Here is a 25,931-nt window from a genome sequence, read left to right on the forward strand (position 1 = left end):
CACCCATGCTTCTCCGCACCTTCTCATGGCAGGAACTTCGCCATCATCCCTGGCGCAACGCGGCAGCCATCGTGGCGGTGATGCTCGGGGTGGCGCTGGCGTTCTCGGTGCAGTTGATCAACGCTTCGGCACTCGACGAGTTCTCGAGTGCGGTCCGGTCCGTCAACGGCCAGCCCGACCTCGAACTGCGCGCCATGCAGGGCAGCTTCGATGAAGCGGTCTTCGCGCAGGTGGCGCAGCAGCCGCAGGTGACACTCGCAAGCCCGGTGCTGGAGCTTCAAGGCATTGCGATCGCCGGCGATCAGCGGGTGGCGATGCGCGTGATCGGCATCGATGCGCTCGTGCTGCCCACGATCGCGCCGGGGCTGATGCCTCGGCCGAACGAGGGCGCCGACCGCATGGCGGTGCTCACGCCGGGCAACGTCTTCCTCAATGCAGCCGCCCGCAAGGCGGTGGGCGATAGCGCCACAACGCTTCAATTGCGCGTGGGCGCGCACACGCACACGCTCCGCATTGCCGGACAAGTCGCTGCCAGCGGTGCCGCGATCGCGGTCATGGATATTGGCGCGGCGCAGGACCAGTTCGCTCGCGGCGGACAACTCAGCCGCATCGACCTGCGGCTCGCGCCCGGCACTGACCACGCGGCGTTCATCCGATCGCTGCGAGCGTTGCCTGGATGGCCGTCGAGCATCGAGCCTGCAGAGCCGGGCGATGCGGCGGAGCGGGTGAGCAACCTGTCGCGGGCCTACCGCGTCAATCTCACGGTGCTTGCGCTGGTGGCACTGTTTACGGGCGCGTTCCTCGTGTTCTCCGTCCTCGCGCTCAGCGTCGCCAAACGGGCGCAGCAGTTTGCGTTGCTCGGCGTGCTCGGCCTCACGCCCCGCGAGCGGCTTCGACTGGTGCTGGCCGAATCGCTCGTTCTCGGGCTGATCGGCAGTGTGGCCGGTATCGCGCTCGGCACGTCGTTGGCCGAGTTCGCATTGCAGGTCTTGGGCGGCGATCTGGGCGGCGGCTATTTCGAGGGTGTCGCGCCAACCCTGCGCTGGAGTTGGGCTTCGGCACTGCTCTATGGCGGCTTGGGCGTGCTGGCTGCCCTGGTGGGCGGCTGGTGGCCCGCGCGTGCAGCGCAGGCGCTTCCCGAGGCGCAGACATTGAAGGGCCTCGGCGCCGCGCCAGCGCGGAATGGCGCGCATCTTGTCGCACTGTTGTTGATCGTGGCCGGCGCCGCTCTGGCGATGGCACCGGCGATTTTCGGCATCCCCATCGCTGCCTATCTGTCAGTCGGCTTTCTGCTCGTCGGCGGCATCACCGCATTGCCTTGGCTGATCGCGCTGCTCTATGACCGCATTGCTCCATTCTTCGCGCAGCGACTGCTGCCGCTGCTCGCGATCGAGCGCGCGCGACGCATGCGAGGCACGGCAGCAGTGGCCGTGAGCGGCGTGGTGGCGAGCCTGAGTCTGGCCGTGGCGCTGACCGTGATGGTCGCGAGCTTTCGCGATTCGGTCACCCGCTGGTTGGACGTCGTTCTGCCCGCCGATCTTTACGTGCGGAGCGCCAGCGGCGGAAGTTCGACCAGCGAGCAGGCTTCGTTTTCGCCCGCATTGGTGCAAGCGATGGCGCAACTGCCTGGCGTGGCGCGCAGCGGCACGCTGCGGACGCGGGCGTTGCTGCTCGATGCGGCGCGGCCGCCAGTCACGCTGATCTCGCGGAGCCTGGAAGACGACGCCTCCCGGAGCCTCCCGCTGCAGGGCCCTGCCCTCGATGTGCCGCCCGGCCAGATCGGCATCTACGTGAGCGAGGCGATGGTCGAGCTCTACGGCGCCAAGCCTGGCGCAGTGTTCGAGCCGCTCGCCCGTGCGTGGCCTCCCATGGCCGAGGGACTTCGCCCGCCGGTGTTCTTCGTCGCGGGCGTATGGCGCGACTACGTGCGCCAGTTCGGTGCGATCACCATGGATGCGCGCGACTTCGAACGGCTGACGGGCGACCGGAGCGTCAGCGATGTCGCGCTCTGGCTTGCGCCCGGCGCAGTGTCGAGCAGCGTCGAGCAGTCGGTGCGCGACTTGGCAGCACGTGAACTCGGTGCCAGTGAGCCAATCGAGATCGCTTCGGTGAGCCAGATTCGCGCGACTTCGCTGCGCATCTTCGACCGCAGCTTTGCCGTGACCTATTGGCTGCAGGCCGTCGCGATCGGCATTGGCCTGTTCGGGATCGCGGCGAGCTTCAGCGCACAGGTGCTCGCGCGCCGCAAGGAGTTCGGATTGCTGGCGCACCTGGGATTCACACGCCCACAGGTGCTCGCGGTGGTCGCGGGCGAAGGTGCCGCATGGACAGCGATCGGCGCGGTCGCCGGCCTTCTGCTCGGCTTGGCCGTGTCGGTGGTGCTGGTGCACGTGGTCAACCCGCAGAGCTTCCACTGGACCATGGACCTCCTGGTGCCGTGGGGCCGGCTCATCGCGCTGTGCGCTGCTGTGCTGGCAGCCGGCACGATCACCGCCTGGCTCGCTGGCCGTGCGGCAGCGGGGCACGATGCCGTGATGGCAGTGAAGGAAGACTGGTGACCGGCGGATGGCTGAGAATGCACGAATGAACGTCCCCTCTTCCGGCGACAACTGGCTGGGTAGCGCAATCCTCCGCATCGAGGCCGACTACCAGCGCAGCGCCGATACGCACCTGATTCCACTGCCGCTTCCCGGCTTCGCGTCGGCGGGCATCGACCTCTACCTGAAGGACGAGTCGACGCACCCGACCGGCAGCCTCAAGCATCGGCTTGCAAGATCGCTTTTTCTGTATGCGCTGTGCAACGGCTGGATCGCGGAAGGCACGACGATCGTCGAAGCTTCCAGCGGGTCGACCGCCGTGAGCGAGGCCTATTTCGCACGCCTGCTCGGCCTGCCTTTCATTGCGGTGATGCCACGCAGCACGTCTCCGGAGAAGATCGCGCAGATCGCCTTCTACGGCGGCAGTTGCCACTTCGTCGAGCATGCGGGCCAGGTCTATGACGAGGCGCGCACGCTGGCGGAGCGAACAGGCGGGCACTACATGGACCAATTCACGTATGCCGAGCGCGCGACCGACTGGCGCGGCAACAACAACATCGCGGAAAGCATCTTTGAGCAGATGAAGCGCGAAAGGCATCCGATACCGGCCTGGATCGTGGTCGGCGCCGGAACCGGCGGCACAAGCGCGACCATTGGCCGCTACGTGCGCTATCGAGGGCACGACACCCTGCTCTGCGTGGCCGACCCGGAAGGTTCGGTATTCACGGCCTATCACGCGACAGGTGATGCCACATTGACGGCCCCAGGTTCGCGCATCGAAGGCATCGGCCGGCCGCGCGTGGAGGCCAGTTTCGTTCGCACGCTCGTCGATCGGATCATTGAGGTGCCGAACGTCGATTCGATCGCCGCCATGCGCGCGCTCTCGGCACTGCTCGGCCGCAAGGTTGGTCCGTCGACTGGCACCAACTTCATCGGCATGCTGGCAGTGGCGCAAGAGATGCGCACTGCCGGGCAGCAGGGTTCCGTCCTCTCGCTGTTGTGCGATGCAGGCGAGCGTTATCTGCCGAGCTACCACGACGCGCAATGGGTGCGAGAGTCGTTCGGCGACCTAAGCGAAGCGCAGCGGCTCATCGATGCCGTAGCCATGGCTTGAGCATGTCCGCGCGAGGCTTGTCCCGACGCATGTTGCTGCTGGGCATGGTCGCAGTCCCGGCCGCATGGGCGCTGCCGCCACGGCCGATGCAGTTCCCGCGCGACTTCGGCAGCCATCCCGATCTGAACACCGAGTGGTGGTACATCACCGGCCAAGCCAAGGCCCATGAGGGCTCTCGCGAGTTCGGATTTCAGGTGACTTTTTTTCGGTCAAGAATTGCCGAGACGCAGTCGATGCGGTCCGATTTCGCAGCACGGCAGGTGATCTTTGCGCACGCGGCTGTGACCGATCTTCAAGGCCGCAAGCTGTGGCACGACCAGCGCATCGCCCGGGCGGGCTTCGGCATCGCATCGGCTTCGGAAGAGGACACGGATGTGCGGCTGCGCAACTGGACACTCCAGCGCGACGGCAAAGCCTATGTCGCACGGTTGCCAGCCGAGGGATTCGTACTCGACCTTCGCTTCGCGCCTACCCAGCCGGTGATGCTGCAAGGCGATGCCGGACTCTCGCGCAAAGGCCCGGACGTCGAACAAGCAAGCTACTACTACAGCGAACCGCAACTCGCGGCGCAGGGGCGCCTCACGCTTCAGGCTCGAAGCTTCGACGTGCAGGGCACCGCGTGGCTCGACCACGAATGGAGCAACGCCTATCTGCATCCAGATGCCGCGGGCTGGGACTGGATCGGCATGAATCTCTTCGATGGCAGCGCGTTGATGGCGTTTCGCATTCGGCGCCGCGACGGCTCCGCGCTATGGGCGGGAGGCTCGATGCGCACCCCTGACGGCCGCATGCGCGTGTTCGGTCCTGATGATTTGCACTTCGAGGCGACGAGCCGTTGGGTCAGCCCGAGGACGCGCGCGGACTATCCGATCGGCTGGCGCATCCAGACGCCTGCAGGCACCTTCAGCGTGCATCCGCTGCTCGAAGACCAGGAACTCGATAGCCGTGGTTCGACCGGCGCCGTGTACTGGGAAGGCCTGAGCGAACTGCGAGACTCGCAAGGCCGCGCAGTCGGCCGCGGCTACCTCGAACTGACAGGCTACGCGCAAGCGCTGAAGTTCTGAGGCCCCCGGACTCGCCTCAAGCCTTTCGGACTCCGCGCCGGCGGTCGATGAGCGCAATGATCTCGCCCATGATCCCGCGCCTGAATGCCAGCACGCAAATCACGAAGATCAAGCCGGTCACGATGGTGACGGATTCACCGAGCGTGTTGAACCAATCCACAGAAGTGATGCGCGCGAGCAGATGCCCGAATTCGCCGATCTTGTTTTCGAGCAGCACCACCACGGCCGAACCGACCAGCGGGCCAGACAGCGTGCCCAGGCCGCCGACCAGCGTCATCAAAATGACTTGGCCTGAAGCGCTCCAGTGCACGTCCGACAGCGTCGCAAAACCCAGCACCAGTGTCTTGAGCGAACCCGCAAGTCCCGACAACGCAGCCGAAATCACGAAAGCCAGCAGCTTGAAGCGGCTCACGTCATAGCCCAGCGACAGTGCGCGAGGCTCGTTTTCCTTGATGCCCTTGAGCACCTGGCCGAAGGGCGAATGGATGGTGCGAACGATCAGCAGGAAAGCAGCGACGACGATCACCAGCGTCACGTAGTACATGGTGAGATCGCTCTGCAGGTCGAGCACGCCGAAGAGCTTGCCGCGTGGAACGCCCTGGAGGCCGTCTTCGCCTCCGGTGAATCTGGCCTGCAGCGCGACGAAGAACACCATCTGCGCGAGCGCCAGGGTGATCATCGCGAAATAGATGCCCTGCCTGCGAATCGCCAGCACCCCGAAGAGCCAACCCAGCAGTGCGCCGGTAGCCGTGCCCGCGATGAGGCCGAGTTCCGGCGTCAGTCCCCAGACCTTCATGGCATGGCCCGCGACATACGCCGARCCGCCCAGAAAAGCTGCATGGCCGAAGGACAGCAAGCCCGTATAGCCAAGCAGCAGATTGAACGCCGAAGCGAACAGCGCGAAGCACATGAGCTTCATCACGAACACGGGATACGCCCCGACGAAGGGCGCCACGATCAGCGCGACGAGCAGCAGCAGATAGATGACAGTTGAGAGTTTCTTCATTCGGCTGCCGTCTTATTTTTCTTTGCCGAACAGGCCGGCGGGGCGAATCAACAGCACGATGACCATGATGACGAAGACGACTGTGGACGAAGCCTCGGGATAGAAGACCTTGGTCAGACCTTCGATGACGCCGAGGCCCAGCCCGGTCAGGATGGCGCCCATGATGGAGCCCATGCCGCCGATCACGACCACCGCGAACACCACGATGATCAGGTTTTGCCCCATCAGCGGCGTGACCTGAATCACCGGCGCGGCGAGCACACCCGCAAACGCAGCCAGCGCAGCGCCGAATGCGTAGGTCAGCGTGATCATCAGCGGCACATTGACGCCGAACGCTTCGACCAGGCGGGGATTCTCGGTGCCGGCGCGCAGGTACGCACCGAGGCGAGTCTTCTCGATCACAAACCAGGTCGAGAAACACACGACCAGCGACGCCAGCACCACCCATGCGCGGTAGTTGGGCAGGATCATGAAGCCGAGATCGGTCGCGCTCGCCAGGGCATCGGGCGTGTCGTAGGCAAGCCCAGAAACACCGTAGATCGAGCGGAACACGCCTTCGATCAGCAGCGTCAGCCCGAGCGTGAGCAGCAGGCCGTACAGATGGTCGAGCTTGTAGATCCAGCGCAGCAGAAGCCGCTCGATGAGCACGCCGAAGACGCCGACGATCAACGGCGCCAGCACCAGCATGACCCAGTAGTTGACGTTGAAGTAGTTCATCGCCATCCACGTCGACACTGCGCCCATCATGAACAGCGCGCCATGGGCGAAGTTGATCACGTTGAGCAGGCCGAAGATCACCGCGAGCCCGAGGCTCAGGATGGCATAGAACGACCCGTTGACCAGCCCAAGGAGGAGCTGGCTCAGCAAGCCGGGAAGCGAAATGGTCATGAACGGTTCAACAGTCGCACAGGGGTCAATGCCAGGGGCTGGTTACTTCCAGAGATTGCACTTGCTCTCGGCCTTGGTCGTGAAGACCTCTTCGCCCGGGAGCTTGGCAACCACCTTGTAATAGTCCCACGGTTGCGTCGATTCAGCCGGGGACTTCACCTGCATCAGGTACATGTCATGCACGAAGCGGCCGTCGGCGCGAATCTGGCCCTTGGCGTAGAAGTCGTTGATCGGCATCTTCTTGAGTTCGGCCATGACCTTGTCGGCATCGGTGCTCTTGGCGTTCTGCACGGCCTTCAGGTAAGTCATGGTGGCCGAGTAGTCGGCGGCCTGGATATCGTTCGGCATGCGCTTGGTCTTGTCGAAGAACCGCTTGCCGAAGGCGCGGGTCTGCTCGTTCAGGTTCCAGTCCCAGCTCGTGGTGAGCAGCAGCCCTTCGGTGTTCTTCAGGCCCAGGCTGTGAATGTCGTTGATGAACACCAGCAGGCCCGCCATCTTCATGGTCTTGGTGACGCCGAATTCCTTGGCGGCCTTGATCGCGTTGATGGTGTCGCCGCCCGCGTTCGCCAGGCCAAGAATCTGAGCCTTTGAGTTTTGCGCCTGCAGCAGGAACGACGAGAAGTCAGACGCGTTGAGCGGATGCCTGACGCTGCCGACCACCGTGCCGCCCTTCTCCTTGACTACCTTGGCCGTGTCCGCTTCGAGCGCCGCACCGAACGCGTAGTCGGCGGTCAGGAAGAACCAGCTCTTGCCGCCGTTCGCCACCACCGCACCGCCGGTGCCCTTGGCGAGCGCCACGGTGTCATAAGCGTAATGCACGGTGTAGGGGCTGCATTGCTCATTGGTGAGCTGCGATGCGCCGGCGCCGTTGACCACGAAGACGCGCTTCTTCTCCTGAGCCACCTTCGCCATCGCGAGCCCGGTGCCTGAGTTCGTTCCACCGAACAGCATCGTGAGGTTGTCGGTGTCGATCCACTCGCGCGCCTTCGACGCTGCAATGTCCGCCTTGTTCTGGTGGTCGGCCGTCACCAGTTCGATCGGCAAGCCGTTGACCTTGCCACCGAAATCGTCGATCGCCATCTGGATCGCCGTCGCACCGCCCTTGCCTTCGACGTCTGCATAGAGACTGGACATGTCGGTAATGAACCCGATCTTGACCTTGTCCTCGGCGTGGGCTGCGCCAGCTGCGAGAGCGACGGCAATGGAAACAGTAGAAAGCGCAATGGTTTTATTCATGGTTGCAGATGATTGAGAGAAAACGGAATGTCGTGAGGGCCGCCGCGCCTGGCCGCCCGAGGCCTACCGCCCGAACACCAGAAACACCGCGGAACTGGCTTCGCCAGGCCGCTGGTGTTGCCCCCGACAGGGGGTAGGCGAAGCGACACGCAGTGCGCGCAGCCTGGGGGCGAGCTCTATTTCCACAACGCGCATTTGGAATCCGCCTTGGTCGTGAAGACCTGATCACCCGGCAGCTTGGCAACAACCTTGAGGTAGTCCCAGGGTTGCTTCGATTCGGCGGGCGATTTGACTTCGACCAGGTACATGTCGTGTACATAGCGGCCATCGGCGCGGATCTGGCCCTTGCCGTAGAAATCATCGATCTTCATGCTCTTGAGCTGCGCCATGACCTTGTCCGAATTGGTCGTCTTCGCGGCCTCAACGGCCTTGAGGTAGGTCATCGTGGCGGAGTAGTCCGCAGCCTGCACGTCCGTCGGCATGCGCTTGGTCTTGTCGAAGAAGCGCTTCGCAAACTTGCGCGTGTCGTCGTTGAGGTCCCAATACCAACTGGTGGTATTCAGCAGGCCTTCGGTGTTCTTCAGACCCAAGCTGTGGATGTCACTCAAAAAGATCAGCAAGCCCGCGAGCTTCATCGACTTCGTGATGCCGAATTCCTTGGCTGCCTTGATCGAGTTGATGGTGTCGCCGCCCGCATTGGCAAGACCCAGGATCTGCGCCTTGGAGTTCTGCGCCTGCAGCAGGAAGGAAGAGAAGTCCGAGGCATTGAGCGGATGCCGCACCGAACCCAGCACCGAGCCGCCTTTGGCCTTGATGACGGCGGTCGTGTCGGCTTCAAGTGCGTGGCCGAAAGCGTAGTCGGCGGTCAGGAAGAACCAGGTCTTGCCGCCGCGATCGACCACTGCGCCGCCGGTGCCCTTGGCGAGCGCCGCCGTGTCATACGCGTAGTGCACCGTGTAGGGGCTGCACTGCTCGTTCGTGAGTGCGGAGGCAGCGGCGCCGTTGTTGAAGTACACGCGCTTCTTTTCCTCCGCCACCTTGGCCGTCGCGAGCGCCGTGCCAGAGTTGGTGCCGCCGAAGACCATGGTCACGCCGTCGGTGTCGATCCATTCGCGCGCCTTCGAGGCTGCGATGTCGGCCTTGTTCTGGTGGTCCGCCGTGAGCAGCTCGATTGGCTGCCCGAGCGCCTTGCCGCCGAAGTCATCGATCGCCATCTGGATCGCCAGCGCACCGTTCTTTCCTTCGATGTCCGCATACAGGCTCGACATGTCGGTGACGAAGCCGATCTTCACCTTCTCCTGCGCGTGCGCGGGACCGGAAGCCATTGCCAGCGCAGCAACGGCCAGCGAGAGAGCAGAGAGTGCGTTCTTCATACAGGACTCCAATCGAATTGAAAGGTTGATAGGGATCAGACGCCGAGCAGCTCGTTGAGCACCGGCATCTTTGCTTCGAGTTCGGACGCGCCGAATTTCTCCACGATGCGACCGTGTTCCATGACGTAGAACCGGTCCGCAAGCGGCGCTGCAAAGCGGAAGTTCTGCTCGACCATGACCACCGTGTAGCCCTTGCCGCGCAAGGTATGGATCATGCGGGCGAGCGCCTGCACGATGACCGGGGCGAGCCCCTCGGAGATTTCGTCGAGCAGCAGCAGCTTGGCGCCCGTGCGCAAAATGCGCCCGACTGCCAGCATCTGCTGTTCACCACCCGAAAGCCGCGTGCCCTGGCTGTTTCGGCGCTCGGCAAGATTGGGGAACATGGCGTAGATCTCGTCCACCGACATGCCTGGTCCGGCACCTTTCAGCACCGGAGGCAGCAGCAGGTTTTCCTCGCACGAGAGGCTCGCGAAGATGCCGCGTTCCTCCGGGCAGTAGCCGATGCCATAGTGCGCGATCTTGTGCGTCGCCATGTCGATGGTCTCGGTGCCGTTCACCTTGATGCTGCCCTTGCGCGCACCGGTGAGCCCCAGGATGGCGCGCATCGTCGTGGTGCGCCCTGCCCCATTGCGTCCGAGCAGCGTGACCACTTCTCCCTGCTGCACGGTCATGTCGACGCCATGCAGCACGTGCGATTCGCCATACCAAGCCTGCAGACCACTGATTTCGAGTGCGGGGGCTGCCATCAGTGGGCTCCCTGCAGTTGACCGTCGGTGGTGCCCATGTAGGCTTCCATCACCTGTGGGTTGCGCGAAACCTCGGCGTACGGCCCTTCGGCCAGCACAGCGCCGCGCTGCAGGACCGTGATCGTGTCGGCGATGGTCGACACCACGCTCATGTTGTGCTCCACCATCAGGATCGTGCGGCCGGCGGAGACGCGCTTGATGAGTTCGGCCACGCGATGCACATCTTCGTGGCCCATGCCCTGGGTCGGCTCGTCCAGCAGCATCAGTTCCGGCTCCATGGCGAGCGTGGTCGCGATTTCGAGCGCGCGTTTGCGGCCGTAGGGAAGGTTCACCGTCAGTTCGTCGGCCAGGTCCTCGAGACCCACTTCGGCCAGGAGCTGCCGCGCCCGCGCGTTGAGCGGCGTCAGGGATTTTTCGCTCTTCCAGAAGTGGTACGAAGTGCCCAGCGCCCGTTGCAGCCCCAGGCGCACGTTCTCGAGCAAGGTCAGGTGCGGAAACACCGCAGAGATCTGAAACGAGCGAATGATGCCGCGCCGCGCAATTTCGGCGGGGCGTTCGCTGGTGATGTCCTGTCCGTTGAACAGGATCGTTCCGGAAGTCGGCTCCAGGAACTTCGTCAGCAGATTGAAGCAGGTCGTCTTGCCTGCGCCATTGGGCCCAATTAGCGCGTGGATGGAACCGCGCACCACCGACAGGTCAACCTTGCTGACCGCGGTAAAGCCCTTGAATTCCTTGGTGAGCTGGCGCGTTTCGAGAATGATGTCCGTCATCTCGCGCGTTCACCCTCGTACTCAAAAAAAGTTTCGTTCATGCGATCAGTCCGCGCGTTCTCACCATGAGCCGCGCCGACCGCATTGTTTGCAGCCGTAACGAAACTTGCCTACCGGGGTAACCCCGGCTCCCCCCAGGCTTCGCGCACTTTGTGTCGCTTCGCCTACCCCCTACCGGGGGCGCCGCCAGCGGCCCGGCGAAGCCGGTTCCGCGGCGGCTCTGGAATAGCGTCGCGCCTGAACCACAACCACGCCATCTGGTGAACCGCGGCCAGCGGAGCGTGGCCCGTTGTTGGTGAACACCGCGGAACTGGCTTTGCCAGGCCGCTGGTGTTGCCCCCGGTAGGGGGTAGGCGAAGCGACACAAAGTGCGCGTAGCCTGGGGGCGAGCAACAGGCTAGTGCGCTCCAGCGGCGGCGTCGGAGGCGCCGGGGCCTCGGGCGGGCTTGGCCAGCCAGACCAGCGGGATCAGCAGGAGGAAAAGGATGGCCGAGCCGTAGAAGACGTCGGAGGACGCGAGCATGAAGGCTTGCTGGTCGACCAGGCGGTTGAGTTGGCCGAGGACCTGTTCGGGGCTGAAGCCGCTGCTGCCGAGACCCGCGATTGCGCTGCTTGCGGCCGAGTTGCCTTGAGTGACGGATTCAACCAGTTGCGCGTGATGCAAGGCCGCGCGGTTCTCCCACAGCGTGGTCGCGGTCGAAGTGCCAATGGCGCCGGCGGTGATCCGGAGGAAGTTCGACAGGCCCGAGGCTGCGGGGATTCGGTCGGGTGTCAGGCCTGACAAGGTGATCGTGACCAGCGGAATGAAGAAGAACGCCATCGCAACGCCCTGGATGATCGTCGGGATCATGATCGTCCAGAAGTCGGCCTGGGTGTTGAAGTTCGAACGCATCCACAACACCAGCGCGAACACGAGGAACGAGAAGGTCGCGTAGCGGCGCGGATCGACCTTCGCGACGGTGAGGCCGACGATTGGCGAGAAGAAGATCGCCAGCATCCCCACAGGCGCCATGATCATCCCGGCCTGCGTGGCCGTATAACCCATGAACTGCTGCAGCCACAGCGGCAGCAGCACCACGTTGCCGAAGAACAATCCGTACGCCACGGCCGTCGCGAATGCCCCTGACCAGAAGTTGCGCCGCTTGAACAGTGACAGGTCGACCACGGGATGTTTGTCGGTGAGTTCCCACACGAGGAAGAAAGCGAAGCCAACCGTCGCCACGATGGCGAGCGCCACGATCTGGCCCGAATGGAACCAGTCCAGTTCCTTGCCCTTGTCCAGCATGAGCTGGAGCGACCCGACCCATAGAACCAGCAGTGCAAGCCCAATGCTGTCGATGGGCACCTTGCGCGTGCCACTTTCGCGCTTGCGATAGATGGTCCACGTGATGCCCGCAGCCAGCAGGCCCACGGGGATGTTGATGTAGAAGATCCATGGCCACGAGATGTTGTCAGTGATCCATCCGCCGAGCAGGGGACCCATGACGGGCGCGACGAGCGTGGTCATTGACCACATTGCCATCGCGAGGCCGGCCTTGGCGCGCGGATAGCTCGACAGGAGCAAGGTCTGCGACAGCGGAATCATGGGCCCCGCGACAAAGCCTTGAATGGCGCGGAACGCGATCAGCATGGTCATGTTGGGCGCGAGGCCGCACAGCCATGAGCTGATGATGAAAAGCAGCACGCTCGCCATGAACAGGCGCACTTGGCCAAAGCGCTGCGTCAGCCAGCCGGTGAGCGGAACCGCGATGGCGTTGGCCACCGCGAAGCTCGTGATGACCCAGGTACCTTGCGTCGAACTGACACCCAGGTCGCCAGCGATCGCGGGCAGCGAAACGTTCGCGATCGACGTGTCCAGCACGTTCATGAAGGTCGCGGCAGACAGCGCGATGGTGCCCCACAGGCGGGCAGAGCCCTCGAGTGGGGGCAAGGGCTGGGAAGCGGGGGCGTTGGACATCGCGCGAGCCCGATCGATCAGCCGGGCTGTCCCTGCGTGCCCGCCGGGATGCTGGAGTTGGTGCCGCCGCTCTGCGTCGGCGTCTTGCCGGGCAACTCGCGGCCGAGGTTCGCGGCGATGATGCGCTGCACTTCGGCGTCAGCGCCGTGTTCCAGCCTACTGTAGACCTCCGTCTGGCTTGCCGCGGCTTCGCGAGGTGCATCGGCCAGCATCTTGCCGTTCTTGTCCCTCACGTCGATTTCGGCGTCCATCGAGAGCCCCACGCGCAGGGGGTTGGCCTTGAGCTGCTCGGCATCGAGCCCGATGCGAACGGGCACGCGCTGCACGACCTTGATCCAGTTGCCCGTGGCATTCTGCGCCGGCAGCAGCGCAAAGGCTGCACCGGTGCCGACGCCGAGACCGGCCACGTGCCCGTCGTACTCGACCTTCTTTCCGTAGAGGTCAGCCGTCAGCTTGACGGGCTGGCCGATACGGATGTTGCGCAACTGCACTTCCTTGAAGTTGGCATCGACCCAGAGCTGGTTGAGCGGAACGATCGACATCATGGGCGTGCCGGCCGTCACGCGCTGGCCGAGTTGCACCGTCCGCTTGGCGACGTAGCCATCCACTGGCGCCGGCATCCCGACGCGCTGGGTCGCGAGATAGGCTTCGCGCACCTTGGCAGCGGCGGCCTGCACGCTGGGATGCTGCTCGACCTTCGTACCTTCGGTCAGCGACTGGTTGCTCGCCAGCTGTTCGCGCGCCGCGAGCAGATTGGCTTGTGCAGCCGCCAGCGCGCTCTTCGCATTGGCGAGCGCGGTTTCGGAGTGGTTGAGCTCTTCTTTCGACACTGCGCCGTTGCCGGCCAGCGCCTGGCGACGCTTCAGGTCGTCCTGCGCGCGTGCGATATCGCTCTGCGCCCTGACGATATCGGCCTGGCGAAGCGAGACTTGCGCGGCCAGCGATGCGTTGTTGACATACAGCGTGCGCGCCTGCCGCACCGCTTGGGCAAGCGCGGCTTCCGCCTGGTCAAGCGCCACCTTTGCGTCGGACGGATCGAGCTGAACCAACGGCTGCCCGGCCTTGACGAAGTCGGTGTCGTCGGCATTGATCGCCATCACCGTGCCGGCGATCTGCGGTGTGATCTGGATCACGTTGCCCTGCACATAAGCGTTGTCGGTGGACTCGTAGTGGCTGGCGACCAACCACTCGTACACACCCCATCCAGCGCCTGCAAGCACGACGACGGTTGCGAGCGCGGTCAATGCGCGGCGGCGCTTGTTGTTCGGAGCCGGCGCGTCAGCAGCGGACTCGGCCGGTGCTGCGGGATTGGCGGCATTGTTGTTTTCCATGGCGATGTCTTTCGGGTTCAGAACGTGTTCAGGGGTGTGCGGTTTTGGAGTCGGCGACGGCAGTCCGGGCGTCCGGCTGCCAACCGCCGCCGAGTGCGCGGATCAGTCCGACCTGGGTGTCATATGCGCGAGCGGCGAGGTCAACGTTTTCGCGGCGCTGCCCCAGCACGGTGACTTCGGCGGACAGCACATCGAGATAGTTGCCGAGGCCCGCGCTGTAGCGCTGCACGGCGATGTCGTAGGCCGCTTCCGCAGCATCCTGGCCTTCGCGCTGCTGCACCCGCTGGCGCGCGACGGATTGCACGCTGGTGATCTGGTCGGCGACGTCGCGGACGGCGTCAAGGACGGCCGAGTTGTAGGTGTCGATCGCGCTGTCCAGGTCGGCCGCCTTCCCTCGCAGGTTCGCGCGCAACCGGCCACCTTCGAAGATCGGCAGGCGAATCGCGGGCCCGACGCCCCACTGCTGGCTGTCCGCCTTGAGCAGATTGCCGAAGCCGATGCTCTGGAAACCCGCGAACGCCACGAGATTGACGTTGGGATAGAACTGGGTCTTGGCATTCTTCACGTCGCTGCTCGCCGATTCCACGCGGAAGCGTGCGGCGGCAATGTCGGCGCGCAGGCCGAGCAGATCGGCGGGGATGGCCGACTGCAGCGCAATCGGCTTCAGACCTTCGAGGCTGGGCGCAGCGAGCGCCTGTGTCGCGCTCGGCTTGGCGACGAGCGCGTCCAGCGCATGCTGGGAAATCGCAATCTGCTCGTTCAGCGCCTCAATCTCCTGGCGCGCCTCGGGGATGCTGGCTTCACTCTGCTTCAACTGGAGCCGCGTATCGAGCCCGGCCGATACTCGGTCGCGAACCAGCTTGAAGAGCTCTTCCCGCTGGGCAAGCGTACGCTCGGCTACCGCCAGGCGATCATGCAGGCGGGCCCATTGGATGTAGCCACGCGCAACGTTGCTGGCAAGCAGCACGCGCGCGGCATCCGCGTCTGCAGCGGCGGCGTTGGCAGAGCCGATCGCGCTTTCGAGCGCCGTACGGTTCTTGCCGAAGAAGTCAATTTCCCAGCCTGCGTTGAGCTGCAAGTTGCCGGAGGGCTGCACTGAGCCGCCCAGCGGCGCCGGATAGATGTAGTTGCCCGAGAACTTCTGCCGGGTGAGGTCCAGCGCGCCGTCTACGCGCGGCTTGTCCGTCGATTCGGCGACCGAGACTGCGGCCTGTGCGCGCGCGAGACGCGAACGAGCCACTTGCAGGTTGGGATTGCCCTCGAGTGCCTGGTCGACCAGCGCGTTCAGTTGCGGGTCACCGAAGGCGAGCCACCACTGACTGTCGATCTTGGGCGAAGCGACTGCGGCGGCCGTCTGCGTCGAAGCGGGCGCCGTCAGGCCGAGGGAATCCGCATCGCGCATCTTGGCGGGCGACGACATGCTGCCCATGTCGGCACAGCCGGCAAGCGCGACTGCGGCGACTGCGGTCACGGCTGCCGCCACGGCGGTCGTTCGACGCAGAGCGCCCTCAGGAAGAAGATGAATCATTTTTTTCTCCACGGGCCGACAGGGCCTGTGCGTTATCAAGGATGCGGCGCAAATAGCTCTTGAGCTGTTCCCATTCCTCATTCGTGAAGCCGGCAAGATGCTCGTTCTGCACGCGGCTCAGCAAATGCGGTACTTGTTCGGCGGCGGCACGGCCTTCATCAGTGAGTTCGATGTTGACCACACGCCGGTCGGCGATCGAGCGTACGCGTCGGCAAAGACCCTTTGCTTCGAGGCGGTCGAGCAGCCGGGTCATGGCGCCCGTGTCGAGCTCGCACTCGCGCGCCAACTCAGCCACCGTCGTTGCGTGCCCCATATGCAGCTTGTGCAACGGCACCCACTGCGGATAGGTCGGGCTGCCGGGCTCACACATGCGGACTTCGACAGCTTGGCCGACCGCCGTCATGATGCGGCGCATGAGGTAGCCAATGCTCTCTTCCGACCGGTAGTTCTCGGCCTTGTAGAAGGCTTTGACCGGTAGCGGTTTTCCAGCCGGGGAAACCTGGGACTTGGTTTCGTGACTCTTGGAATCGGACATGTCTGAATATTAGTTGCCGCGACAATTACTGTCAAGGCGACCTTTGCAGGGGCAGCGTTAGATAGAATCTCGCGATGGCCTCATCCGCTTCCCCCGCGCCAGCAGCCAAAGGCTCTCCCAAATCGCTGTCCGGGCTGGCTCCGTTCCTCCGCCCGTATCGCGTCCAGATCGGCTTTGCCGGCGTTTTTCTCGTCCTCGCGGCGGCGACCACCCTGGTCTTTCCCCTGGCCTTGCGAAGCCTCATCGATGGCGGCCTGGTTTCCAGCGACAAGGGTGCCCAGACGATGGCCCTGCGCAACCACTTCGTTGCGCTTTTCGCCGTCGCCGTTGCCCTCGGCCTCTTTTCCGCAGCGCGTTTCTATACCGTCAGTTGGCTCGGCGAACGCGTGACCGCGGACCTGCGCAATGCGGTCTATTCGCACGTGCTCCGGCAAAGCCCGGCCTTTTTCGAAACCACCCAGACCGGCGAAGTGCTTTCGCGGCTGACCGCCGACACCACCCTCGTGCAGACCGTGGTGGGCTCTTCGCTGAGCATGGGACTGCGCAATGCGGTGATGGGGATCGGCGCTCTCGCCATCCTGATCTGGACGAATCCTTACGTCATGGTGCAGGTGCTCGGCGTCCTGGTGCTGGTGGTGCTGCCCAGCATGTGGTTCGGGCGGCGCGTTCGCAAGCTGTCGCGCGCTAGCCAGGATCGCGTCGCGGACTCGAGCGCGATCGCCGCCGAAGTGCTCAATGCCATTCCTGTCGTCCAGAGCTACACGGCGGAAGCGCGCGAAGCCGCTCGTTTCGACGCATCGACCGACAGCGCCTTCCACACCGCGGTGCGCCGTACCAAGGCGCGCTCCGTCCTCGTGGCTTTCATCATCATCGCCACCTCGGCCGCTTTGCTGTGGGGTCTGTACCAGGGCACGCAAGCGGTCCTTCACGGGGAGATCACGGCAGGCCACCTCGGGCAGACTGTGGTGTACGTGATCATCCTCGCGAGTGCCGCTGCCGTGCTCGGGGAGGTCTACGGTGACTTGCTGCGTGCAGCCGGCGCGACGGAACGCCTCATGGAACTGCTCCACGCGAAGCCGGTGATCCTCTCGCCTGCCCATCCCGCTCAGGCAATCGTTCCGGTCGCCGGCAGCGCCGTCAGCTTCGAGAGCGTGAGCTTTCACTACCCCTCCCGGCCCGACGCCCCTGCCTTGCGCGACTTCAGCCTGAGTGTGGCCCCCGGCGAAACTGTGGCGCTCGTCGGCTCGAGCGGCGCGGGCAAGAGCACAGTCTTCCAGCTCCTGCTGCGTTATTACGATCCGCAGGCGGGGCGCATCGTGTTGGACGGTGCATCGCTTTCGGCCCTTTCGCTTGGCGAGCTACGCAATCGCATCGGCCTGGTACCACAGGACGCGGTGATCTTCTCGACCAGCGCACTCGAAAACATCCGCTACGGCCGGCCCGAAGCAAGCGTCGAAGAGGTCCACGCTGCAGCAAAGGCTGCATTCGCCGACGGCTTTCTTCGTGCACTGCCAGAGGGGTATGACACCTTCCTGGGCGAGCGCGGCGTGCGCCTGTCGGGCGGCCAGCGCCAGCGCATCGCCATCGCACGCGCCATGCTCAAGAACCCGCCGTTGCTCCTGCTCGATGAGGCGACGAGTGCGCTTGACGCCGAGAGCGAACGCATGGTCCAGGCCGCACTTGAATCCGCAATGACGGGCCGCACCACGATCGTGATCGCGCATCGGCTGGCAACGGTGCAAAAGGCAGATCGAATCGTCGTGCTGGACCACGGCGGCATCATCGAACAAGGAACGCATTCGGCGCTCGTTGCGCAGAACGGCGTCTATGCGCGCTTGGCGGCACTGCAGTTCGCAGCCTAATCCCGCGCCGGCACCGCAGCGTTACTGCAGTGTTTCCTTGAGTGCCGGCGGCAGCGGCAATGAAAAGACGGGAATCCCCTCTTCAACGAGAGTTTGGGCCTGCTCGCGCGTGGTCTGGCCGCGAATGCCGCGCTCTTCGACCTCGCCGTAGTGCATCTTGCGAGCCTCCTCCGCAAACCGATCGCCGACGTCCTCGGTCTGCGCGATGACCTCACGCATTGCCCGCAACAATCGCCCTTCCGGAGATTCTCCGGTCGCGGGCTGCGCAGCTTGCACCTCGGCAGGCGGCTTGGAGCTACCCAGGTTCAGCCGAGGCGCAGTCAGCAGCTTGGTGATTGCCGTGCTGCCGCAAACGGGGCATTCGACGAGACCAGCCGCGAGCTGCGCGTCAAAGGCTTCCTGCGAGGCGAACCACCCTTCGAAGCCATGTCCGTGCGTGCATTGGAGGTTAAGGACCTTCATCGGCAGATTATCCGCCGGCGTCCGCGGGAGCAAAGCTTTGCCAGTCGAGCGACCATGCGCCGGAGAGGACGTTTTCCATCCAAAGCGCGCACGTCTGCGATTTTGCGTCTGTCACGGTGCCGTCGCGGCACCACTCCAGTACCTCTTCTGGCGTGGCGGTGATCACGTCGAGAAATTCGCCGTGGTCGAGTTGTCTCGCTCCGAGCGACAGCCCGCGGGCAAAGTAGATATGGATGATCTCGGTGGAGTAGGCGACCGCAAGGTGCATGACCCCGGCTCGGGCCCATTCACGCGCGGTATAACCGGTTTCCTCCAGCAGCTCACGCTGCCCGCAAACAAGCGGATCCTCCCCTGCATCGAGCTTGCCGGCAGGAAACTCGGTCATCACGTGAGCCACGGGATAGCGGTATTGCCGCTCGAGGACCAATCGCCCGTCGTCCAAAAGCGGAACCACCACGACCGCGCCAGGATGCACCACATATTCGCGTGTTGCCGTGTGACCGTCCGGAAGCCGAACCGTGTCGCGCTTGGCGCGCAGGAAGTTGCCTTGAAAGAGCAGCTCGCTTGCCGTGCATTCTTCCCGAAGATGTGCGTCGGCTTGCGTCGAGGTCGTCTTGGTCATGCGAGATCCTTCAGCGGTGCTTCATGAGATAGCGCCACGTGAAGCCTGGAAATGCCAGCACGATGAAGAGTGCGCCGGTAACGGCATAGAACTCCCAGCCTTGCGGCGCAATCTGGCCCACGCGACGCTCGAACAGGAGTCCGACCCCGCCTGCGACGAAATAGAGTACCACCAGCTCGCCGAGCCTGATGGCCAGCGACTTCACGCGGCGGGTCAGTGGCACCAACCCGAGCACGCGCTCAGTGAGGAACGGGAGGTTGGCCGCCGACAACGCCACCAGCAAGACCAGCCAGACCGACGCGCTTTGCGACACAGCGCTCGATCAGGTCGCCAGCGTGGCCACGATCGCGCGTGCGCACAGCGTCATGAGCCCACCGGGCAAGATGCCGAGCAGCAGGATCAAGGCGCCGTTGAGCGTTAGCACCGTACGTACGTCGAAGGGTGCGGAAACCGTGGTCGCCGTCAAAGGTGCGTCGAAGTACATCACCTTGACCACGCGCAGATAGTAGAAGGCTCCAATCAAGGACATCACCACGGCGAACACAGCGAGCGCGATGTACATCGCCTGACCCGAAGCGATCAGCGCCTGCAATACAGCAAGCTTGGCATAGAAGCCAACCAGCGGAGGCACCCCCGCCAGGGAGAACATCGCGACCGCCATCACGCCTGCGTACAGGGGGCTGCGCTGGTTCAAGCCCGCCAAGTCCGTGATCTCTTCGCTCTCGAACCCCTCACGCGCCAGCAGCAGGATGATGCCGAAGCTCGCGAGCGTCGTGAGCACGTAGGTGATCATGTAGAACATCGACGCGCTGTATGCGAATTGCGCGTTGTACGTATTTCCGTTGACAACACCCGCGACCAGGCCGAGCAGCATGAAGCCCATCTGTCCAATGGTCGAATAGGCAAGCATTCGCTTGAGATTCGTCTGCGCGATCGCAGCGAGGTTGCCGACCAACAGTGACGCAATCGAGAGCAATGCGAGCATCTGCTGCCAATCGATCGCGAGCGGAAGCAGTCCTTCCACCAGCAAACGCATGATGATCGCAAAAGCGGCAAGCTCCGGAGCGGCGCCGATCAACAGAGTGACGGAAGTCGGAGCGCCCTGGTAGACGTCGGGCACCCACATGTGGAAAGGGGCCGCACCGATCTTGAAGGCAAGCCCGGCGACGATGAAGACCAAGCCGAAGACCAGCACCTGATGGTTCACCTTCCGGCTCGCGATGGCCTTGAACACTTCGTTGATGTCGAGCGAACCGGTCGCGCCATACATCATCGACAGGCCGTAGAGCAAGAAGCCACTTGCCATCGCGCCAAGCACGAAATATTTCATGGCCGCTTCGCTTGCGATCGCGTTGTCGCGGCGCAAGGCCACCAGGGCGTAGCTCGATAGCGTCAACAGTTCGAGGCCGAGATAGAGCAACAGAAAATTGCTGCCGGAAATCATCACGAACATGCCCAGCAACGCGAACATGCTGATGGTGAACAACTCGCCGCCGCGGAGCATGCCGCGGTCGGCTGAATAAGGCCGGCCGTATACGAGTGTGACCATCAATGCCAAGGTCGAGAAACACTTGAGCCAGTTACCCATCGGATCACTGACAACCATGCCGGCAAAGCCATAGATCGTCTTGCCTTCGGCCGCGTTGAAGCCAGTGAGCACGGCGACCACTGCCAGCGTGAGCAGCGTCAAGATATAAGTCGCGGTACGCCGCGGGCTGGTGGTTGACAGATCCAGCAGCGCGATGACGCACGCCATGATCAGCAGCACCACCTCGGGGTAGATCGTCATCCAGCTGAGTTTGTCAATCATCTCGTTCTCTTGTTCAGCGTGGAATTAGGGCAGCTTTGAAATGGCCACGTGCCGGAGCAATTCGGTCACTGACGAGTCCATGACATCGGTGAAAGGCTTCGGATAGATACCCATCCACAGCACTGCGATAGCGAGCAGCGCCAGCATGAGAAATTCTCGCGCGCCAATATCGCTGAGTTCCTTGACGTGGTCGTTGCCAGGGACGCCCAGGTAAACGCGCTTGTACATCCAGAGCGTGTAGGCCGCGCCAAAGATCAGGGCCGTTGCCGCGCCCAGGCCGAGCCAGAAGTTCGCCTTGACGGCGCCGAGGATCACCATCCATTCGCCAACGAATCCAGCCGTACCCGGAAGCCCGCAGTTGGCCATCGCAAAAAGAAGTGCAAAGGCGGCGAACTTGGGCATCGTGTTCACCACGCCGCCGTAGTCGGCAATCTGGCGCGAATGAACGCGGTCATAGAGCACGCCGATGCAAAGGAACATCGCACCCGAAACAAACCCGTGCGAGATCATCTGCACGATGCCGCCGGCCACGCCGATCTCGTTGAAGATGAAGAAGCCCAATGTCACGAAACCCATATGAGCCACCGACGAGTACGCGACCAGCTTCTTCATGTCCTGCTGGACCAGCGCAACCAGGCCCACATAGATCACGGCAATCAAGGACAGCGCGATCATCAACCAGGCCCATTCGTGCGAAGCGTCCGGTGCGATGGGCATCGAAAAACGAAGGAAGCCGTAGGCACCCAGTTTCAGCATGATCGCAGCCAGCACCGCGGAGCCGCCGGTAGGCGCTTCGACGTGCACGTCAGGCAACCACGTATGGACTGGCCACATTGGAACCTTGACCGCGAACGCAGCAAAGAACGCAAAGAACAGGAATGTCTGGGCGCTCGCGCCGAGTGGCAGCTTGTGCCAGGTCAGGATGTCGAAGCTCCCGCCCGACGTGTTGTACAGATAGATCAACGCGACCAGCATCAACAGCGAGCCGAGCAGCGTGTAGATGAAGAACTTGAAAGCCGCATAGATCTTGTTCGGACCGCCCCAGATGCCGATGATCAGATACATCGGGATCAGCGTGGCTTCGAAGAAGACGTAGAACAGGATGCCGTCGAGCGCGGAAAAGGTGCCGATCATGAGACCGGACAGGATCAGGAACGCACCCATGTACTGGTTCACGCGTTCAGTGATCACTTCCCAGGCTGAAATCACCACGATGACCGTGATGAACGCCGTCAACAGCACGAGCCAGAACGAAATGCCGTCGAGGCCGACGTGATAGTTGACGTTGAAGCGCTCGATCCAACTTGCCTTCTCCACGAACTGCATCTCCGCAGTTCCGGTCTTGAAATTGGAATAGAGCGGCAGAGTGACAAGGAAACTCGCARCCGAACCGACCAGCGCAATCCAGCGCACGACAGTCGCCTGACTGTCCCGACCGAAAGCCAGCAACACTACGCCGAAGGCAATCGGCATCCAGATGGCAAGGCTCAACAGACCCATTTTTGTTTTTCTCCAGCGTGAGCCGGTTACCGTTTGAACCAGACGAAATACGACATGAGGACAAAGATGCCCAGCAGCATTCCGAATGCATAGTGATAGATGTAGCCCGACTGGATCCAGCGCACTGCGCCTGCGACGCGACCCACCAGCTTCCAGGAACCGTTCACGATGGCCCCATCGATGATCCCCTGGTCGCCGCCCTTCCAGAGGCCGACGCCCAATGCGCGCGTCCCGCGGGCGATGACGTTCTCGTTGAACCAGTCCATGTAGTACTTGTTCTCGAGCAACCGGTAAATGGGTCCGAACGAACGTTTGATCGCAGCAGGCACGGCCGGATTGATCAGGTACATGTACCAGGTCAGCACCACGGCTGAGAGCGCGAGCCAGAACGGCAAGGCGGTGAACCCGTGCAGGCCCATCTCCATGGGGCCATGGAACGCCTCGGCCAGTTCCTTCATGGCCTGGTGCTTGCCTTCGTCAATGAAGATCGCGCCCTTGAAGAAGTCGCCGAAAAGCATCGGCTGAATCGTCATGAATCCAATCACGACGGAAGGGATCGCCAGCAGCACCAGCGGAACCCAGACGACCCATGGCGACTCGTGTGGCTCGTGGTGATCGTCATGGTGACCATGTCCATCGTCGTGATGCGCGTCAGGGTTCTGGTCGAAACGTTCCTTGCCGTGGAAGACGAGGAAGTACATGCGGAATGAATAGAACGCCGTGATGAACACGCCGGCCAGCACCGAGAAGTACGCGAAGCCCGAGCCCCAGAGATGGCTTTCGTGGACCGCTTCGATGATCGTGTCCTTCGAATAGAAGCCCGCAAAGAACGGCGTTCCGATCAAAGCGAGAGAACCCACCAGTGAGGTAATCCAGGTGATGGGCATGTACTTGCGCACACCACCCATCCAGCGGATGTCCTGGTTATGGTGCATGCCGATGATCACGGAGCCCGCGCCGAGGAACAACAGCGCCTTGAAGAACGCGTGCGTCATCAGGTGGAACACGGCCGCAGAATAGGCGGACGCACCGAGCGCGACGGTCATGTAGCCGAGCTGCGACAGCGTCGAATAAGCCACGACCCGTTTGATGTCGTTCTGGATGACGCCGAGGAAGCCCATGAAAAGCGCGGTGATTCCCCCGATCACGAGCACGAAGCTCAGGGCCGTGTCGCTCAGCTCGAACAGGGGCGACATCCGCGCCACCATGAAGATACCGGCCGTCACCATGGTTGCGGCGTGGATCAGCGCCGAGATGGGTGTCGGACCTTCCATCGAATCGGGCAACCAGACGTGCAACGGAAACTGCGCGCTCTTGCCCATGGCACCAATGAACAGGCAGATGCAGATCACCGTGATCAGCATCCACTCGGTGCCGGGGAAGGTAATCTTGGCCAGCTGGTCCGCTTGCGCAAACGCGTCTCCGTAGTTCAAGGAGCCGGTATACGCAGCGATAAGGCCGATCCCGAGAATAAAGCCGAAGTCGCCGACCCGATTGACGAGGAAGGCCTTCATGTTCGCGAAGATCGCCGTCGGTCTGTTGAACCAGAAGCCGATCAGCAGGTAGGACACCAAGCCCACGGCCTCCCAGCCGAAGAACAGCTGCAGCATGTTGTTGCTCATCACGAGCATCAGCATCGAAAACGTGAAAAGCGAGATGTAGGAGAAGAAACGGTTGTAGCCGTCGTCATCCTGCATGTAGCCGATCGTGTAGACGTGCACCATCAGCGACACGAACGTCACGACGCACATCATCATGGCGGTGAGGCCGTCCACGAGGAAGCCAATCTCCATCTTCAGGCCGCCGACCGTCATCCATTCATAGATCGTCGCGTTGAAATGCGCGCCGTCGGACACCACGCTGTTGAGCGTCATGGCCGAAATGATGAAGGAGACCAGCACGCCGAGAATCGTCAAGGAGTGCGTGACGCGGCGACCGATGTGATTGCCACCGAATTGGGTACCGAACAGGCCGGCCACGAGGGCGCCCACCAGAGGCGCCAGCGGAACGACAAGGAGAGTGGATGCAGAAAGTGTTGCGCTCATGAGAAGACCCTTAACCCTTGAGCGCGTTGAGCTCGTCGACGTTGATGTTCGACTTGTTGCGGAACAACAAAACCAGCAGCGCCAGCCCGATTGCCGATTCCGCCGCGGCAACCGTCAGGATGAAGAACACGAAGATCTGACCGTGCATGTCGCCGAGGAAATACGAGAAGGCGACGAAGTTCATGTTGACGGCAAGCAGCATGAGCTCGATGCACATCAAGAGAACGATCAGGTTCTTCCGATTCAGGAAGATGCCGATCACGGAAAGCGCAAATAGCATTGCGCCCAGCGAGAGGAAATGTCCGAGCGTGAGGGTCATGCCTTGGTCTCCGCTGCGGCCGCAGGTTCTTCGGCAACAGGTTGCGCCGCGCGAGTGACCGGCATCTGGACGATGCGAACCCGATCACGTGCCTTCACTCGGACCTGGTCGGCGGGGTTCACATACTTGCTGTCCTTGCGGGCTCGCAGCGTGAGCGCGATGGCCGCAACGATGGCGACAAGCAGGATCACGGCAGCGATCTCCAGCGGATAGAGGTAGCTGCTATACAGAAGTTTGCCAAGCTCGAGCGTGTTGGAAGTGTCGGGCCCCGTGGCCATCGGGCTTTTTGGGGCACTCAGGCGGAAACCGCCCATAAGCACCGCCGCCATCTCCAGCGCAATGAGCGCCCCCGCGCCCGCAGCAAGCGGGAAATGCTTCCAGAATCCCTCGCGAAGACCGTCGACGTTGATGTCCAGCATCATGACCACGAACAGGAACAGCACCATCACCGCCCCCACATAGACAAGCACGAGCGTGATCGCAAGGAACTCGGCTCGCAGCAGGAGCCAGATCGCCGATGCCTGGAAAAAGGCCAGCACCAGGTACAGCGCGGCATACACGGGATTGCGTGCGGTGATGACGCGGAACGATGCAAACAGCAGCACCGCGGCAAATAGATAGAACAGACCGGTCTTGACGTCCATGGATCGAATTCGTTGCGAGGTTCGGGCCAGACCGCTTAGCGGTATTTGGCGTCGGCTGCCTTGTTGGCAGCAATTTCTTTTTCGTAGCGGTCGCCCACAGCCAACAACATGTCCTTGGTGAAGTACAGGTCGCCGCGCTTTTCGCCGTGGTATTCGAGGATGTGGGTCTCGACGATCGAGTCGACAGGGCAGCTTTCTTCGCAGAAGCCACAGAAGATGCACTTCGTCAGGTCGATGTCGTAACGCGTCGTGCGGCGGGAGCCATCGTCGCGTACGTCGGATTCGATGGTGATCGCCAATGCGGGGCAAACCGCTTCGCAAAGCTTGCAGGCAATGCAGCGTTCTTCGCCGTTTTCATAGCGACGAAGCGCATGCAGCCCACGGAAACGCGGAGACAGGGGCGTCTTTTCTTCCGGGAACTGCACCGTGATCTTGCGGCTGAAAGCGTACTTGCCAGTGATCGCAAGGCCCTTGAACAACTCGAACAGCATGAAGCTGCGCAAGAAGTCCTTGAGCGAGAACGGCTGGGCCGCATTCGATGATGAGCGCGCAAGCGCGCTGGTATTTTGCGCAGACATGGCG

At 62.8% G+C, this 25,931-nt stretch carries 23 protein-coding genes; 4 read left to right on the forward strand and 19 right to left on the reverse strand.

The annotated features are described in order from the left end of the window. Nucleotides 1–5: 5 nt before the first annotated feature. From AC1DSF_RS05700 to AC1DSF_RS05710, 3 genes are read left to right on the forward strand one after another with little or no spacing between them, the layout of a single operon-like run. Entirely contained in the window at nucleotides 6–2,558 is a 2,553-nt protein-coding gene (locus tag AC1DSF_RS05700; RefSeq protein WP_478144356.1) for an FtsX-like permease family protein, read from the forward strand. 25 nt (nucleotides 2,559–2,583) lie between these two features. Then, nucleotides 2,584–3,651: a PLP-dependent cysteine synthase family protein gene (locus AC1DSF_RS05705; protein WP_478182448.1), complete on the forward strand. Its 1,068-nt coding sequence runs from the start codon at nucleotides 2,584–2,586 to the stop codon at nucleotides 3,649–3,651. A 2-nt stretch (nucleotides 3,652–3,653) separates the two neighbouring features. Continuing rightward, nucleotides 3,654–4,715, forward strand: a complete 1,062-nt coding sequence (locus AC1DSF_RS05710) for a lipocalin-like domain-containing protein (protein WP_478182449.1) — start codon at nucleotides 3,654–3,656, stop codon at nucleotides 4,713–4,715. 16 nt (nucleotides 4,716–4,731) lie between these two features. Here AC1DSF_RS05710 and AC1DSF_RS05715 read toward each other — a convergent pair whose 3' ends face one another. The 10 genes from AC1DSF_RS05715 to AC1DSF_RS05760 all read right to left on the reverse strand — a co-directional run bounded on the left by AC1DSF_RS05715 (nucleotide 4,732) and on the right by AC1DSF_RS05760 (nucleotide 16,085). After that, nucleotides 4,732–5,721, reverse strand: coding sequence for a branched-chain amino acid ABC transporter permease (locus AC1DSF_RS05715; protein ID WP_478123890.1), 990 nt, complete (start codon nucleotides 5,719–5,721; stop codon nucleotides 4,732–4,734). A gap of 12 nt (nucleotides 5,722–5,733) precedes the next feature. Continuing rightward, nucleotides 5,734–6,609, reverse strand: coding sequence for a branched-chain amino acid ABC transporter permease (locus AC1DSF_RS05720; protein WP_478123891.1), 876 nt, complete (start codon nucleotides 6,607–6,609; stop codon nucleotides 5,734–5,736). Nucleotides 6,610–6,651: 42 nt separating this feature from the next. Then, entirely contained in the window at nucleotides 6,652–7,845 is a 1,194-nt protein-coding gene (locus tag AC1DSF_RS05725) for an ABC transporter substrate-binding protein (protein ID WP_478123892.1), read from the reverse strand. Nucleotides 7,846–8,021: 176 nt separating this feature from the next. Beyond that, entirely contained in the window at nucleotides 8,022–9,218 is a 1,197-nt protein-coding gene (locus AC1DSF_RS05730) for an ABC transporter substrate-binding protein (RefSeq protein ID WP_478123893.1), read from the reverse strand. Between the two features lie 35 nt (nucleotides 9,219–9,253). Next, nucleotides 9,254–9,964 (reverse strand): ABC transporter ATP-binding protein, encoded by a 711-nt coding sequence (locus tag AC1DSF_RS05735; RefSeq protein WP_478123894.1) that lies wholly within the window; start codon nucleotides 9,962–9,964, stop codon nucleotides 9,254–9,256. Next, nucleotides 9,964–10,734, reverse strand: a complete 771-nt coding sequence (locus AC1DSF_RS05740; RefSeq protein ID WP_478123895.1) for an ABC transporter ATP-binding protein — start codon at nucleotides 10,732–10,734, stop codon at nucleotides 9,964–9,966. Before AC1DSF_RS05740 ends, AC1DSF_RS05735 begins: the two co-directional genes overlap by 1 nt. 397 nt (nucleotides 10,735–11,131) lie before the next feature. Continuing rightward, nucleotides 11,132–12,709 (reverse strand): DHA2 family efflux MFS transporter permease subunit, encoded by a 1,578-nt coding sequence (locus tag AC1DSF_RS05745; RefSeq protein ID WP_478123997.1) that lies wholly within the window; start codon nucleotides 12,707–12,709, stop codon nucleotides 11,132–11,134. Next, entirely contained in the window at nucleotides 12,709–14,022 is a 1,314-nt protein-coding gene (locus AC1DSF_RS05750) for an EmrA/EmrK family multidrug efflux transporter periplasmic adaptor subunit (protein ID WP_478123896.1), read from the reverse strand. Before AC1DSF_RS05750 ends, AC1DSF_RS05745 begins: the two co-directional genes overlap by 1 nt. Nucleotides 14,023–14,050: 28 nt before the next feature. Beyond that, entirely contained in the window at nucleotides 14,051–15,550 is a 1,500-nt protein-coding gene (locus AC1DSF_RS05755) for an efflux transporter outer membrane subunit (RefSeq protein WP_478123897.1), read from the reverse strand. Continuing rightward, nucleotides 15,531–16,085, reverse strand: a complete 555-nt coding sequence (locus AC1DSF_RS05760) for a MarR family winged helix-turn-helix transcriptional regulator (RefSeq protein ID WP_478123898.1) — start codon at nucleotides 16,083–16,085, stop codon at nucleotides 15,531–15,533. Before AC1DSF_RS05760 ends, AC1DSF_RS05755 begins: the two co-directional genes overlap by 20 nt. Before the next feature lie 74 nt (nucleotides 16,086–16,159). Here AC1DSF_RS05760 and AC1DSF_RS05765 point away from each other — a divergent pair, with 74 nt between their 5' ends. After that, nucleotides 16,160–17,947, forward strand: coding sequence for an ABC transporter transmembrane domain-containing protein (locus AC1DSF_RS05765; RefSeq protein ID WP_478123899.1), 1,788 nt, complete (start codon nucleotides 16,160–16,162; stop codon nucleotides 17,945–17,947). Nucleotides 17,948–17,968: 21 nt separating this feature from the next. On the opposite strand, the gene AC1DSF_RS05770 is transcribed toward AC1DSF_RS05765, so the two are convergent. Genes AC1DSF_RS05770 through nuoI form a run of 9 tightly spaced genes read right to left on the reverse strand, consistent with a single transcriptional unit; the run spans nucleotide 17,969 to nucleotide 25,927 of the window. Beyond that, the gene (locus AC1DSF_RS05770; RefSeq protein ID WP_478123900.1) at nucleotides 17,969–18,409 is read right to left on the reverse strand and encodes a DUF1178 family protein; all 441 of its coding nucleotides are present in this window, start codon (nucleotides 18,407–18,409) and stop codon (nucleotides 17,969–17,971) included. 7 nt (nucleotides 18,410–18,416) lie between these two features. Further along, nucleotides 18,417–19,031 (reverse strand): NUDIX domain-containing protein, encoded by a 615-nt coding sequence (locus AC1DSF_RS05775; RefSeq protein ID WP_478123901.1) that lies wholly within the window; start codon nucleotides 19,029–19,031, stop codon nucleotides 18,417–18,419. 10 nt (nucleotides 19,032–19,041) lie between these two features. Continuing rightward, complete coding sequence (locus AC1DSF_RS05780; RefSeq protein ID WP_478123902.1) at nucleotides 19,042–19,344, reverse strand: DUF2818 family protein; 303 nt, start codon at nucleotides 19,342–19,344, stop codon at nucleotides 19,042–19,044. Between the two features lie 9 nt (nucleotides 19,345–19,353). Continuing rightward, on the reverse strand, nucleotides 19,354–20,841 hold the full coding sequence (gene nuoN, locus AC1DSF_RS05785) for an NADH-quinone oxidoreductase subunit NuoN (protein WP_478123903.1): 1,488 nt from the start codon (nucleotides 20,839–20,841) through the stop codon (nucleotides 19,354–19,356). 24 nt (nucleotides 20,842–20,865) lie between these two features. Further along, the gene (locus tag AC1DSF_RS05790; protein WP_478182450.1) at nucleotides 20,866–22,341 is read right to left on the reverse strand and encodes an NADH-quinone oxidoreductase subunit M; all 1,476 of its coding nucleotides are present in this window, start codon (nucleotides 22,339–22,341) and stop codon (nucleotides 20,866–20,868) included. A gap of 26 nt (nucleotides 22,342–22,367) precedes the next feature. Beyond that, nucleotides 22,368–24,386 (reverse strand): NADH-quinone oxidoreductase subunit L, encoded by a 2,019-nt coding sequence (gene nuoL, locus AC1DSF_RS05795; RefSeq protein WP_478123905.1) that lies wholly within the window; start codon nucleotides 24,384–24,386, stop codon nucleotides 22,368–22,370. A gap of 10 nt (nucleotides 24,387–24,396) precedes the next feature. Further along, nucleotides 24,397–24,705, reverse strand: coding sequence for an NADH-quinone oxidoreductase subunit NuoK (nuoK, locus tag AC1DSF_RS05800; protein WP_028248920.1), 309 nt, complete (start codon nucleotides 24,703–24,705; stop codon nucleotides 24,397–24,399). Further along, a complete protein-coding gene (locus AC1DSF_RS05805; protein ID WP_478123906.1) occupies nucleotides 24,702–25,349 on the reverse strand; it encodes an NADH-quinone oxidoreductase subunit J in 648 nt (215 codons plus the stop codon). The genes nuoK and AC1DSF_RS05805 overlap by 4 nt, the downstream gene beginning before the upstream one ends. A gap of 35 nt (nucleotides 25,350–25,384) precedes the next feature. Beyond that, nucleotides 25,385–25,927 (reverse strand): NADH-quinone oxidoreductase subunit NuoI, encoded by a 543-nt coding sequence (nuoI, locus tag AC1DSF_RS05810; RefSeq protein WP_478123907.1) that lies wholly within the window; start codon nucleotides 25,925–25,927, stop codon nucleotides 25,385–25,387. Between the last annotated feature and the right edge of the window lie 4 nt (nucleotides 25,928–25,931).

Source organism: Variovorax sp. 01N429, assembly GCF_056399425.1.